Source organism: Bradyrhizobium genosp. SA-3, assembly GCF_004212635.1.
Classification (GTDB): Bacteria; Pseudomonadota; Alphaproteobacteria; order Rhizobiales; family Xanthobacteraceae; genus Bradyrhizobium.
Genome location: NZ_PSRT01000006.1, coordinates 1 through 12,676, shown reverse-complemented (window position 1 = coordinate 12,676; position 12,676 = coordinate 1). Strand labels below are relative to the sequence as shown.

The following is a 12,676-nucleotide window of genomic DNA, read 5'->3' as shown; positions in this document are numbered from 1 at the left end:
GGAAGCTTGTCCCTCTTCTTTCCGGGTTCGGCGAGGCGCGCCTGATTGTTTTGCCTCAACGTCTTGGCTGACCTGCAGCCGCTGTCCTCGTACCGCTGGCTTAAGGGGGTTGTCCTCGGCCGCATCCTCGAGCGCCTGCCCGGAGGCTATCGGCAGCGGAGGAAAGCAGACATTTCAGCTTCGATTGCAGGCGTGTCAGCCTGCGCCATACTGGAAGGTTTAGGACAACTATACGTATGTCTGTAATGCGTTTTTTCTCGGCGCGTGCTCAGTACAGCAGCAAGCAATCGATCTCGGAACCGCTCACCAGCGGGTCTTGGTACCGAGGATTGCCCCATTTTTGCCTAAAATGTTATAGCTCTCCCGCCGGAGAACAGGCCGGACGGTATCAAAATGCGTAGCCAGATCAGCAGTTTAAAATGTTCAGCCCCTCAGTTTACCTTCGGCAGCATAACGCTGGCCGTGGTAACACTGGCTTGCTTGTACCTTCAGGCGCATTTTGCCGCGACGGCGTTCGCCTATTTGTTGGTGGTATTGCTGTTTTCGTTGATGGGCAGCTTCATCGCGTCGTCCGCGCTTTGCATCCTAGCCATCGTTGCTCTCGCTTACTATTTTGCGCCGCCGGCGTTCAGCCTGCGAATCGATGACCCCCAAGATCTTCCGGTGGTTGTTGCATTCTTTATTGCCTCGATTGTGGGAACGCACCTGATCGGAAAGCTCCGCCAGGAAAGAGAGGCTGCGCGTGTGGCTGCGGCCAAGCTTCAGCGGAGTGCGGCCGATTTGGAGGATCGCGAAAAACGGTGGCGCGCAATCTTCGAGCACAATCCGGCCATGTACTTCATGGTCGATGAAGCCGGCACTGTCCTCAACGTCAATACGTTCGGCGCGACACAACTCGGCTATGCTCGTGCTGAACTGATCGGTCAATCCGTGCTGGGCGTATTTCTTGAGGAGGATCGCGCGTTCGTTCGCGAATGCGTTCGGACGTGCCTTGAGGATATCGGACAATCGCGCACGTGGGACGTCCAGAAAGTCAGGAAGGACGGCTCGGTATTGTGGGTACGTGAAAACGCCAAAGCCATGCTCTGGGCCGATGACCAGCCCATTGTCCTTATAGCCTGCGAAGATATCACGGAGCGAAAGCGGACCGAACTTGCCCTGCAGCGGAGCGAAGCACATTTGGCCCAGGCGCAGGAGTTGAGTCATACAGGCAGCTTCAGCTGGAACGCCACTACGGGCGAGGCCTTCTGGTCAAAGGAAACATTTCGGATTTTCCAATTGGATCCTGAGACTGTCCCGGGGCCGCAGCTCGTCGTTGAGCGTACTCATCCAGATGATAGGGCTTCGGTTAAAGAAACTATCGATCGAGCGATGCGAGACCCGAGCGATTTCGAGCACGAATACCGGTTGCTACTACCGGACGGCTCGGTGAAGCACATCCATGCGCAGGCACGAGCCACGAGAACTGCCTCTGGTGACATCGAGTTTGTTGGGGCAGCTACGGATATTACGGCGGCGAGGCGAGCAGAACAGCAGCTGCGCCGCAGCGAGGCCTATCTGGCCGAAGCCCAGCATCTCAGTCACACGGGCAGCTGGTCCTGGGACGTCTACGGTCTAGATTTCGTGTATCGCTCCGCCGAGGTCGATCGTCTGCTTGGCTTTAGCCCACAAGAACCGGTATCGATAGAGACCATTCGATCGCGCATCCATCCGGACGACTTGCCGCGGCTGCAGGAGGTGCAGCGCCAGGCGATTGAACACAAGGAGGGGCGGTTCGAATATGATTTCCGTATCCTTTTACCAGATGGCGGGATAAGGCGCATACACTCCGTTGCGCACGTGGTGGTCGGCAGCGATGGTAACGTCAGCGAGCTGATCGGAACACATATGGATGTCACCGAGCAACACGCAGCTAGGGAACGCCTGGAAACCACACTTGCCGCGCTGCGCGAAAGCGAACAGCGCTTTCGCGACTACGCCGAAACAGCGTCCGACTGGCTCTGGGAGACCGGGCCGGATCATCAGGTCACTCACTTGTCCGAGCACACCAGCGCTGCGGGAATTTTGGCGACAGGATTGATGGGCCTGCTTCGCTGGGACATTGCGTGCGACGTCGAAGAGGAACCCGAGAAGTGGCGGCAGCATCGGGCGACGTTGGAGGCCCATCTCCCGTTTCGGGATCTCGTCTACCGCACCGTGAATCGGACAGGATCTCCGATCTACGTCCGCACGAGTGGCAAGCCGTTTTTCGATGGAAACGGCAATTTTCTCGGCTACCGTGGCGTCAGCACTGACATCACCGCTACCATTCGTGCCGATGAAGCCGAACAAGAACTACGAAAGGCACAGGCGGAGCTTGCGCATGTGACGCGTGTAACGACGTTAGGAGAGCTGACAACTTCCATCGCCCACGAAATAAACCAGCCACTCGCCGCTATTATCAGCAACGCCGATGCGTGCCTCGGTTGGATGGGTCGCGAAGCTCCTGATCTTTCCGCCGCGCGCTCTTCGGTGGAGTGGATCATCGAAGACGCAATCCGGGCAAGCGAGGTGATCCGTCGTGTTCGTGCACTCGCGAAGAAAGGGGAGATTGAGATGGTGCCGCTCGATATCAATGAGGTCGTTAAGGACGTCATTGGGCTGGTAACACGAGAGCTGGCGAGCCACCGAGTGACGTTACGAACCGAGTTGACGGCCGCGCTGCCTACGATCCTCGGCGACCGGATTCAGCTACAACAGGTGATCATCAATCTGGTGATGAATGGAATCGAAGCCATGGACGCTGTTACAGACCGGACGCGCGAACTGCTGATTCAATCATCAAAGAACGACATGGGGCAGGTGCAGCTTGCCGTGACCGATTGCGGCGTCGGGGTCGCCGAGAACGACGCGGACCGCGTCTTAGATCCCTTCTTCACCACCAAGTCGAGTGGCCTTGGAATGGGTCTTTCGATCTGCCGGTCGATCGTGGAAGCTCACGGAGGGCGGCTGTCAATGGTCCACAGACATGGGCCGGGCGCGACGTTCCAGTTTGCCCTACCATTGCATAAGGAGGTCGTCTCGTGACAGGACGCTTTGACTCGCCAGGTGAAGGCAGCAATGCCGAGGCCTCGACAAAGGCGATCGTCTTCGTCGTCGAGGATGACATCTCCATGCGTCGCTCGCTTACGAACCTTTTTAAATCGGTTGGGTTGGACGTCGTTGCATTCGGATCGGCCCGCGAAATGCTGCAGAGCGCAATTCCGGACGTTATTAGCTGTCTAGTTCTTGATGTCCGGCTGCCAGGCTTGAGCGGCCTTGAGTACCAGACCGAGCTCGCGAGGTTGAACATACATATTCCGATCATTTTTATTACCGGCCATGGCGACATTCCCATGACCGTCAGGGCCATGAAGGAAGGAGCGGTCGATTTTCTCAGCAAACCGTTTCGCGATCAGGAACTGCTCGATGCCGTGGTTGCGGCGACCGAACGCGATCGCAAAAGACGGGAGGCTCAGCAGACCGTCGCGAACCTGCAGTCTCTATTTGAGACCTTAAGCCCGCGCGAGCAGGCGGTGATGAAACTGGTCGCTGCCGGCCTGATGAACAAGCAAGTAGCCGCCGAGCTTGGGCTCGCCGAAATTACGGTCAAGATCTACCGGGGACACGTCATGAAAAAGATGCGTGCCCGGTCGCTGGCCGACTTGATCAGAATGACTGAGACGCTGGGAATTCGCGCCAATCGTCCTGAACAAACCCAAGTATGATTTTACAATTTCGTCACTCAAGCCCACTTTTCGCCGAAGGTGGCTAATGCTTGCAGCCGCTATTCCCGCGTCAGGAGGGCTCGTCTTGTCCACGCCTTTGATTTCCGTCGTTGACGACGACGCCTCAGTCCGTGCGGCGACAGAGAACCTTTTGAAATCGCGTGGCTACATCGTCCAAATATTTGCGTCGGCCGAGGAACTCTTGCGGTCGCCGCAGTTGAACGAGACATCCTGTGTCATTACCGATGTGCAGATGTCGGCTATGAGCGGCTTGGAGCTGTTGGCAGAGATGCGGACGCGTGGTTACGACGCACCGTTCATTTTCATTACTGCTTTCCCCAACGACCGCGTGCGCGCGTCAGCGCTGGGCGCCGGAGCGATTGGCTTCCTTGCCAAACCCTTTGGCGGACAAGCGTTAATCGAGTACATCGACACCGCACTGAAGGCGTGTGGCGGCCGAATCGGGATCTGACGCAATCAACCTGCAGCGCTTGAGTTCATGTCCGATCTAACGCTCATGCGACGACGATCTCGCCACCGATCAACCTCTTCGCGGTCGGACACGCTGCTCTAAAATCAGGCGAGCGAGAGGCCAATTGTTGCCTTGTGGATGCCTTACCGACTATCGCCGGGCGGCTACATTGGTGCAGAACAACCTTATCGCTGCGAGGGCCGGAGGGCACGCCAGCTCGACTCATTCTGCAGGTCGACGTTCAACGTAATGCTCACCCAAAGCAATCGACGACCCTAAGCACTTCTTAACTCCGTCTGGATCGAGGCTATATATTCCATTGCAGAGCGGAGCTGGCTGAGAGCGCTCGACAAAGCAGGAGATTGGCTGTGCGCAGCCCGACTGCAGTGACCACGCCAACGGAGCTTCGCCCAGGACAACCGCCTCACGTCTTGTGTTGAGGCTTTTCTGGTGAAAGAGCTCTGCACGATGCTTTGCTCACGACGTCGTTATGTCCGTTGACGCATGCCGACCAGCCTTGTCCATCGGGCCGCCGGTTCGCTGTGCGTTTCCTGCCCACCGACTCACGCCCGCCCACGCCCTTACTACTTCGTAGGCGTCATCTGTAGAAGACTTCTGCCTCCAAGCAGTCCAAACTGCTCCGCGCAGCACGCCCGGCCCCTGGGCGGCCGGGCGCACTTTGGCGGCACCCCATGCAGGTTCTCGCCGCAGCGAGCATTGTCGCAATTGCCTTGCGCAGTGAGCCCCTACTTCCAAGGCGCAAACGGATCAGCAACCGCTAAGCCAAGGGGCATTGTGGGGGTAGTATTCTGAGCCGACTCAGAAGAACTCCCAGCCGAAACGCCAATAAACGCAGGGGAGCCCGGAGCAGGCTAGATGGGCCTACTCCATGGGGCCATATCCCGGGACCCCGTGGTCACATAAAATCATCCTCATAATCGTATGGTGAGGAGCTCGCTGGGATCTCGGTATCACTGCCTTCACTGTCGTCATCTTTGGAAAGATACCCAGCAGTGCCTTTTCGCTGCCATTCGCCGTCGCTATTCCTTATCCACTTGTCTGACTTCTCTGGGTCGAGAACCATGTTGTCGGCGTCAACCTCGACGAACCCCAACTTTGCCGCACGTGCTCTTGCTTCCGCATTAGCTGGACGCAAATTGAGCAGCGGCCGTTTGCCTTCCATTCGAAGTTGATGCTCGAGCAGAATATCGCCAGCGTTCTCGACTAGCGGATGAACGACCTGAAGATCTACGGTAGAGGTCGTCCCGGATCGCCCAGGAAACAGCTCCTTCCACCTTTTGACGTCGAACTTCGTCATGCTGTCGCCGCCTTCCATTCTTAGAAGTCCGACACTCTTGTTGCCCAATTGGTAGCTGAAGTATCGCGCATTCTCGGAATCTCGGGTTGTCCCGTAGTCTTTGGCAAGTTCTGCAGTTCGCTTTGCCTTGGCGGACACGAACTCGGAGTACTCTTGGGGGTTGTCGGCGATGTACTTGATTTCGTCGTCATGATAGGCCTCCGCGGCTTTTCGGAATGACTGACGATCGTTGAACTCCATTATGGGAGGGGTTGAAACGAGCGAATACGGTCTTGTTGCCGAAGATGAACCGCCACTCGAGCCAGATTCGGCTAAGCGCATATTGGCGAACGCATCCGCAAAGATGTCGGCGTCGATTTGCTCATCACTTTCGGCAAAGTGAGAGGATTGGAAGTAGGACGAGCCATTGATCCGATTATACATGGCGATTGGTGCTCCCGTCGGACATACATTTCCGCATCTAGTTTAGGCTTGTTAGGCCCAGCGGCGCTGATAGGGAGCCTGGCTTACCAAAACCTGACGTGGCTGCCCTCACGCTGGCTTGTCATAGAGCTTCCTTCTGAACGACACGGCGGCACGCTCGTGCCATCATCAGGTTTGACGAGAGGCCGCGAGCACGTCCGAGGATGCTCCTCCATAAGGAATTGGGTCGATCGATGATTGACCTGCTGACGCCAATCGGATCGTTCTCTTTTCGTAGTTCCGCCGCCCCGCCTCATATGTTTTCTTTTCAACGTTCCAGTGGAGCTCGCGGACGAGCCGCCTTCCATAGATTGGCCGATTTCCAGACTTTGACCAAAGATATCGCCTGCGCCAGAAACGTGATCTAACTTCGACTCGTGGAAGCCGACCCGCGCGTTCGGTGTCAACGCTCATTTACCCAAATCCGCATTTCGCCTTCGCCGCGGTTAGCCCAGCCGAACCACGGAATGAATGTCAGCTGCTGCGGTTCTAGTTGTCCAGGCACTTTGTCGTACTGATAAAGCGCCGCTTCTTCAGAATGCGCGTGTTGCAACCGCGCTCCGTCGGCCTGCAGCAAAATCTTGCCGTTAAAGAGACCAGTTCCTTCGATAAGGGAAAACCTGCTGTCTGCATGAAGCCAAACGTTGTGTAACTCGGTCCCGTTGTCGACTTCCTCCAGACAATAAATTAGCGGGCCACGCTGGATGGCCACCTTGCCGGCCAAATTGCGAACTTGTGGATGGCCGTATACGCGACGCACTTGCATCGGCAGCGATAGTTTGACGCGATCTCCCTGCCGCCATGTTCGGCGAATGTGCAAATAGCCCTTGCGCGGCTCGCAATTCACAGGCTCGCCGTTCAGGCTCGCCTGCGGCGCGCTGCACCATTCCGGCAGGCGCAGGGCGAGCGTGTGGGCAATTGGCGGCGCAAATTCGACGGCGATTTGCACCTCGTCTCTCCAGGGATAGCTGCCGCTTATGAGCAACCGCAGCGTATGTCCCTCGACGGATATTGCCACCCTATTACCAACGTAGAGATTTACATAGAGCGCGTCGGTGCGGGGCGTGTAGATGTAATGACCAATCGATGTGAAAAGGCGTGCGATGTTCGGTGGACAGCACGCGCAGCCAAACCAGCGTCGTCGCACCGGCGAGACGTGATTGTAGATGCCATTAGACCTGAGCGTTTTGGGATGCACTTCGAGCGGGTTAACATAGAAATAGTGACGCCCGTCGAACGCGATACTGCCGAGAACGGTATTGTAGAGTGCGCGCTCCATCACGTCGGCATAGCGACCGTCCAGTTCCATCTCCAGCATACGGCGCGCGAACATCATCAGGCCAATCGACGCGCAACTTTCCGCGTACGCCGTATCATTTGGCAAATCGTAATCGCTGCTGAACGCTTCGCCGGCGCCTTGCGAGCCGATGCCTCCGGTAATATAGATCTGGCGCTGGACCATGTTTTGCCATAGCCGTAGGCAAGTTTGGCGCTGCTGCTCGTTCTGGCGCAGACGCGCGAGATGAGCTACCGCCGTCATGAGGTATACAAAACGAACCGCATGACCGGTTGCAGTCCGCTGCTCCGAAAGCGGCAAGTGCGCTTGGCTATACGCTTTGTTTTTTATCATCCAAGGCGTGCCGTCGGATTTGTGGACGCAGGATTGCTGGCGCTTCTCGTACTCAATGTCGTAGAAGTGTGGCTCCGTGCCGCGTTGCTCCACGAAATAATTGGCTAGCGTGAGATATCGCTGCTCCTTTGTCGCTTCGTAGAGGCGTGCCAACGCAAGTTCGATTTCCGGATGGCCATCGTAGCCGTGCAACTGATCGCGCTCTGGGCCGAAAACTGTGCCGAGGTGGTCAGCAAGCCTGCAAACGACCTCCAGCAATCTCCGTTTGCCAGTCGCGTGAAAGAACGCGACACCCGCTTCAATCAAGTGGCCCGCGCAATAAAGTTCGTGGTACTCTGCTAGGTTGGTCCAGCGCTCCTGAGGCGAGTTCAGTATGAAATAGGTGTTGATATAGCCGTCGCCGCATTGAGCGGCCGCAATCAATTCAATCAGCTCATCGGCGGCTTTCTCCAGCTCTGGATTGGGTGTCTGGCATAGCGACCATGCAGCCGCCTCAAGCCATTTTGCGACGTCACTGTCCTGAAAAACCGTGCCATGGAACTCGCCCCTCGCACGTCCGGCGGCAAGGCGGAAGTTCTCCACCGCGTGGCTCCGTATCGCCTCGGGATTGCGATCGTTTAGCACCTCCCATTGGTAGGGAATTGCCACTTCCCTGACCAACTGCTGGCATCTCCCAATCAGCGGATCCGAGACCTGTAGGTTGTGAAGATCGACTTCGGCCACATTCCGATCATTCATCTCGTTCCTCCTTAGAGTGTGGCGAACGGACACCTAGCCTGGCATGCCACCTCACCACGATTGCGTTGTTGAGGTTGTGGCCCTGAGATTTGCGGCTGCACACTCTTATTCTCGGTGCGAGCGTTCAAACGCTAGAAATGGAGAGGCTGCCCTAAGGCGCAGCACTCCCAGACATGCGTTGACAGCAGTCGCGTTCGAGGAGCGGGACAGCAATTCCCGTGCCGAGAATGAGGAGCGGTTCTTCTTTCAACCATATCTGCGGCTCCGCGGTATGAGCCCGATGCGATCGCTGGCCCACCGACCGGATTTGCCAGTCGTGCTAAATCCCGCGTCGCCGGTCGATCCTCCTATACGAGCGGGTCGGTTGTCGCTGGGCCAGATAATGGCCAATAGTACTCGCCTGTCGCATCTACAGCGGGCGCGCCGCGTCCTTCCGGTGCGGCGAACCATCTGCTATTGATTCTAGGCCCTGGAACTTGCGCGGGAATGTCCGGTTTCTAACAATCCTTTTGATGACAGGTAGCAGGTGGGAGGGCCGCGGTGGCGCGTGTGGCCCAACCGGATTGAATGAGCCGCTGCTACGCGCGATCTACGGAAGAAACTGGACGCTTATCCTAGCAATCGTCCCGGGGTCGAAGTGCATGCTCAACTTGCCCGACATGGAGCGGATGCTGGCAATCGGGAAAAGTAAGTTGTCGCGCGTATGCGCTTCCAGTGAATAAGCCGCGACGGAGAGGCCCGAAGCCGTCTGCACCGACTTGCTCGCCGGCTTCGGCAAGATGCGAGGATGAGTTAGAGATATCTTTTGTGCATCGAGCTTCAGGCTGATTTGGCCCTGCAAGGCAGATAGCAGGCTAGGTAACCAAGAGCCGACTTGGATCTCCCAACTGTCCGTAATTCGTCGTTCGTGAAGAACGGCTAAGCCATTGAGCTAGAGCCGCATTTTGTCGTTGTGGGCTGGTTTGCGAATGCAGGGTTTTGGTGCACCGGGCATCGGAGCCTTGCAATTTCATTTCGGGATTCCGTCGAATCGCAGCCTTGATTCCGTCGTCGCATCGGAGGTGGCGATGCGACCGAAGAAGCACAGGACGAGGGGATCGGGCGATCTGTTCCGGGCCAGGCTGAACCAGATCATCAATATGAAGCACGCGCTGCTTCAGCTCGCCGGCAATGTCGATTGGGACTGGATCGACGGCGAGATCGCGCCGCTGTACAGCGAGAACGGCCGGCCCGGGATCGCGACCCGCTTTGTGATCGGGCTGCTGCTGCTCAAGACATTTACGGCCTGTCCGATGAGGGAATGTGCGAGCGCTGGCTCCACGACCCGTATTTTCAGTACTTCACCGGCGAAGAGTTCTTTCAGCACGCCTTCCCGCACGAGCGCTCGGACCTGATCCACTGGCGCAAGCGGCTTGGCGACAAGCTGGAGCTGTTGCTGGCCGAGAGCCTGCGGGTGGCGCACGAGGCGGCGCGTTACGCAATCAGGACCTCAAGCGGGTCACGGTCGACGCCATCGTGCAGCCGAAGGCCTCGACACGTCGCGGCCCCTTATGGAATGCGTGGATTGGATCCAATTCGGCTACGCGTGCTCGCTGACTGGCGGCGAGCGGCCCAGCGCAGGTCGGCGCAGCACTCCGGGCGCGATCCCGCCGCCTAACACAAGCTCGTTTTGAAGTGGCGAGCCATTCCTGCAGCAACATACTCAATGAGCTCAGTAGTCACCAGGTCCGGCCTCGCCCACAGCGACTATTCGGCAGCCGACCCCGGGCCTAGATTAAGGCGTTCGAAGTACCAAGACGTGTCATCGCCGGACGACTCTGTCTCATCACTTGCTTCACTCGAAGCTCGCTCGATTCTTGCCTGAGCACCACTACTCTCGGCGGCGAGATATCCTTCACGTTTGCCTACCCGTTGCCATTTACCTTCAGCGTTATGCGTCCACTTGTCGGGATGCTGGTGAGGATCAAGCACCCAGTGATTCTTATCACTCACAGGAACAAAGCCCATCTGAGCCAGACGGGGCTCGATGCCTGGCAACGCAGGTTTTGACATAATCAATGCTCGCTCGCCGTCCTCCCGAAGCTGATGCTCCAGTAGAATATCGCCAGCGTTCTCGACGAGCGGATGGGTAACCCGAAGATCTACTTGGGATGTGACGACGTTTCGACCGGGAAACTGGGCGCTGAATCGCCTTCCTCCTACCCGAAGTCCGCCTTCTGTTCTCAGAAGCCCAACGGTTTTGTCACCCAATCGATAGGCGAAATATCGCGCCTCGTCCGAATCTTCGTCGGTGTGACCGTGGGTTCTAGCAACGTTTGCTGCGCGCTCAGCTTTTGTGGATATGAAATCCGAGTACTCCAGTGGATTATCGGCAATGTGCTTGATGTCATCGCTATAGAAGGCCTTCACTTCTTCCCCGAAGGTATCCATGTCGATCTCTTCGATCGGAGGTCGGGGAACTACGGAGTACGGCCGTGTCGCTGCTTGAGACGAACTTGGGCCAGCATCGGGCGCCATGCCTGCAAGCCTTTCCGCAAAGCCCTCGTCATCTGAATGCCTCGATTCATCAGCCTGGGTAGCGCTTGTGGATTGGCTGGATGAGCCAACAATTCGGCCATACATCGGATCTCTCTCCTGTCGGTACGGTTGGGGGTGCTGAGCTCGCGCCGCTCGAGCTCTACCGACGATGGTAAGAGGTCTAGCTGACTATGAGCTGACGCGCCTAGGTTGAGCATCTGTCGCGCGCTCTTGTGAAGAGGAAGCTAACGCGTCGTCCGTGGAGAACGGCTAAGCGATTGAGCTAGAATCGCATTTTGTCGTGTGGACTGGTTTGCGAATGCAGGGTTTTGGTGCACCGGGCATCGGACTTGCAATTTCATTTCGGGATTCCGTCGAATGGCCAGCCATGATTCCGTCGTCGCATCGGAGGTGGCGATGCGACCGAAGAAGCACAGGACGAGGGGATCGGGCGATCTGTTCCGGGCCAGGCTGGACCAGATCATCAATATGAAGCACGCGCTGCTTCAGCTCGCCGGCAAGGTCGATTGGAACTGGATCGACGGCGAGATCGCGCCGCTGTACAGCGAGAACGGCCGGCCCGGGATCGCGACCCGCTTTGTGATCGGGCTGGTGCTGCTCAAGCACATTTACGGCCTGTCCGATGAGGGGGTGCGAGCGCTGGCTCCACGACCCGTATTTTCAGTACTTCACCGGTCCAGCGATGCCGCCAGCGTCATCCTCTCCGCCGTCGGGCATAACTTCCGCCGCATCCTCGCCTGGCTGAGGACTCTTTGGCGTCTCTTCCTGACCACCATCATCGCTGCCCTCAGCGACCAATCACCGCTGAAATCGTTCTTAACGGGCGACTAATTCCCGATTGTTATCGACCATTCCAGTCGAATGCCAGGAAGGTAACGCTCGCTGCCATTGGTGTCCTGACGTGATGACGCAAGCACGACGGAATCTTCTCTTTAGCTGGATGGGTCTATGATTGACCTGTTGATGTCGGGATCGTTCTCCTTCTGAGCTCGCCCATGCCATAGTGACGTCGTCGTCTCGCCGCTCAGCGGAGCACGGCCTGAGTCGCGCAACCATACGGCAGCTACAAGCAACTTCGGACACGGCAAGATCGAGAACTTGTCCGGTTCCGTCCCCACGAAATCGACGCGACCAAACGCGAGCCCAATGGCTCGACGCCGAGGCCTCAATGCTCCGATACTAACACTGCGGCCTCATTCGACGGTCACCGATTTTGCTAGATTACGCGGCTGATCCACGTCCGCGCCCCTTACTAGGGCGGTATGGTAAGCCAGGAGCTGAACCGGAATGGCATAGACTATCGGCGTAAAGCTTGCGACCATCTCCGGCAGCACAATGGTCATGAGTGTGTCCACCGTCGCTTCCAAAGCACCCTTAGCATCGGTGATCAGGATGATCTTGCCGCCCCGAGCGGCAACTTCTTGCATGTTCGAGACGGTCTTCTCGAAGACCTCGTCGTAAGGCGCGATCACCACCACAGGCACGGCCTCATCGATCAGTGCGATCGGTCCGTGCTTGAGCTCGCCGGCGGCATAACCTTCTGAGTGGATGTAGGCAATTTCCTTCAGCTTGAGTGCGCCCTCCAATGCCAGGGGGGCCGATGTGCCGCGACCGAGATAGAGCACGTCCCTCGAGTCAGCGACATAACGCGCGAGCTTCTCGATCTGCGGCTCGATTAACAGCGCCGCAGCAATCAACCGCGGCACTTCGATAAGCTCACGCACGAGCTTCGACTCATCGATCTCAGACAGCTTACCGCGCTCTTTGCCTGC

7 protein-coding genes and 2 pseudogenes are annotated in these 12,676 nt (G+C 57.4%); 5 read left to right on the top strand and 4 right to left on the bottom strand.

Translation table 11 applies throughout. The annotated features are described in order from the left end of the window. Positions 1 to 393: 393 nt before the first annotated feature. The 3 genes from CWO91_RS02845 to CWO91_RS02835 are packed head-to-tail and all read left to right on the top strand — an operon-like array spanning position 394 to position 4,218. Positions 394 to 3,066, top strand: coding sequence for a PAS domain S-box protein (locus tag CWO91_RS02845; protein WP_130212162.1), 2,673 nt, complete (start codon positions 394 to 396; stop codon positions 3,064 to 3,066). Beyond that, positions 3,063 to 3,746: a response regulator transcription factor gene (locus tag CWO91_RS02840; RefSeq protein WP_091881579.1), complete on the top strand. Its 684-nt coding sequence runs from the start codon at positions 3,063 to 3,065 to the stop codon at positions 3,744 to 3,746. Before CWO91_RS02845 ends, CWO91_RS02840 begins: the two co-directional genes overlap by 4 nt. A gap of 46 nt (positions 3,747 to 3,792) precedes the next feature. Further along, on the top strand, positions 3,793 to 4,218 hold the full coding sequence (locus CWO91_RS02835) for a response regulator transcription factor (RefSeq protein WP_130212161.1): 426 nt from the start codon (positions 3,793 to 3,795) through the stop codon (positions 4,216 to 4,218). Between the two features lie 916 nt (positions 4,219 to 5,134). Here the strand turns inward: CWO91_RS02835 and CWO91_RS02830 are convergent. Together CWO91_RS02830 and CWO91_RS02825 are read right to left on the bottom strand one after the other, a co-directional pair. Continuing rightward, entirely contained in the window at positions 5,135 to 5,959 is an 825-nt protein-coding gene (locus CWO91_RS02830) for an Effector protein NopP (RefSeq protein ID WP_091881570.1), read from the bottom strand. 442 nt (positions 5,960 to 6,401) lie between these two features. Then, on the bottom strand, positions 6,402 to 8,366 hold the full coding sequence (locus CWO91_RS02825) for a glycoside hydrolase family 127 protein (protein ID WP_130212160.1): 1,965 nt from the start codon (positions 8,364 to 8,366) through the stop codon (positions 6,402 to 6,404). 1,067 nt (positions 8,367 to 9,433) lie between these two features. On the opposite strand from CWO91_RS02825, the pseudogene CWO91_RS02820 reads away from it, so the two are divergent. After that, a pseudogene (locus CWO91_RS02820) lies at positions 9,434 to 9,902 on the top strand (transposase); the annotation flags it as partial. A 210-nt stretch (positions 9,903 to 10,112) separates the two neighbouring features. On the opposite strand, the gene CWO91_RS02815 reads toward CWO91_RS02820, so the two are convergent. Next, positions 10,113 to 10,796, bottom strand: coding sequence for a host specificity protein (locus tag CWO91_RS02815; RefSeq protein WP_130212159.1), 684 nt, complete (start codon positions 10,794 to 10,796; stop codon positions 10,113 to 10,115). Positions 10,797 to 11,300: 504 nt separating this feature from the next. On the opposite strand from CWO91_RS02815, the pseudogene CWO91_RS02810 reads away from it, so the two are divergent. Then, positions 11,301 to 11,580: pseudogene (locus tag CWO91_RS02810) on the top strand (transposase); the annotation flags it as partial. A 517-nt stretch (positions 11,581 to 12,097) separates the two neighbouring features. On the opposite strand, the gene CWO91_RS02805 reads toward CWO91_RS02810, so the two are convergent. Next, a partial coding sequence (locus CWO91_RS02805) for an SIS domain-containing protein (RefSeq protein WP_130212158.1) occupies positions 12,098 to 12,676 on the bottom strand: 579 nt, incomplete at its 5' end.

Bases quoted from the DNA above. Each gene is read 5' to 3' on its own strand.
- CWO91_RS02845 (WP_130212162.1), top strand. From the start codon at position 394: ATGCGTAGCCAGATCAGCAGTTTAAAATGTTCAGCCCCTCAGTTTACC.
- CWO91_RS02835 (WP_130212161.1), top strand. From the start codon at position 3,793: ATGCTTGCAGCCGCTATTCCCGCGTCAGGAGGGCTCGTCTTGTCCACG.
- CWO91_RS02830 (WP_091881570.1), bottom strand. From the start codon at position 5,959: ATGTATAATCGGATCAATGGCTCGTCCTACTTCCAATCCTCTCACTTT.
- CWO91_RS02825 (WP_130212160.1), bottom strand. From the start codon at position 8,366: ATGAATGATCGGAATGTGGCCGAAGTCGATCTTCACAACCTACAGGTC.
- CWO91_RS02815 (WP_130212159.1), bottom strand. From the start codon at position 10,796: ATGGATACCTTCGGGGAAGAAGTGAAGGCCTTCTATAGCGATGACATC.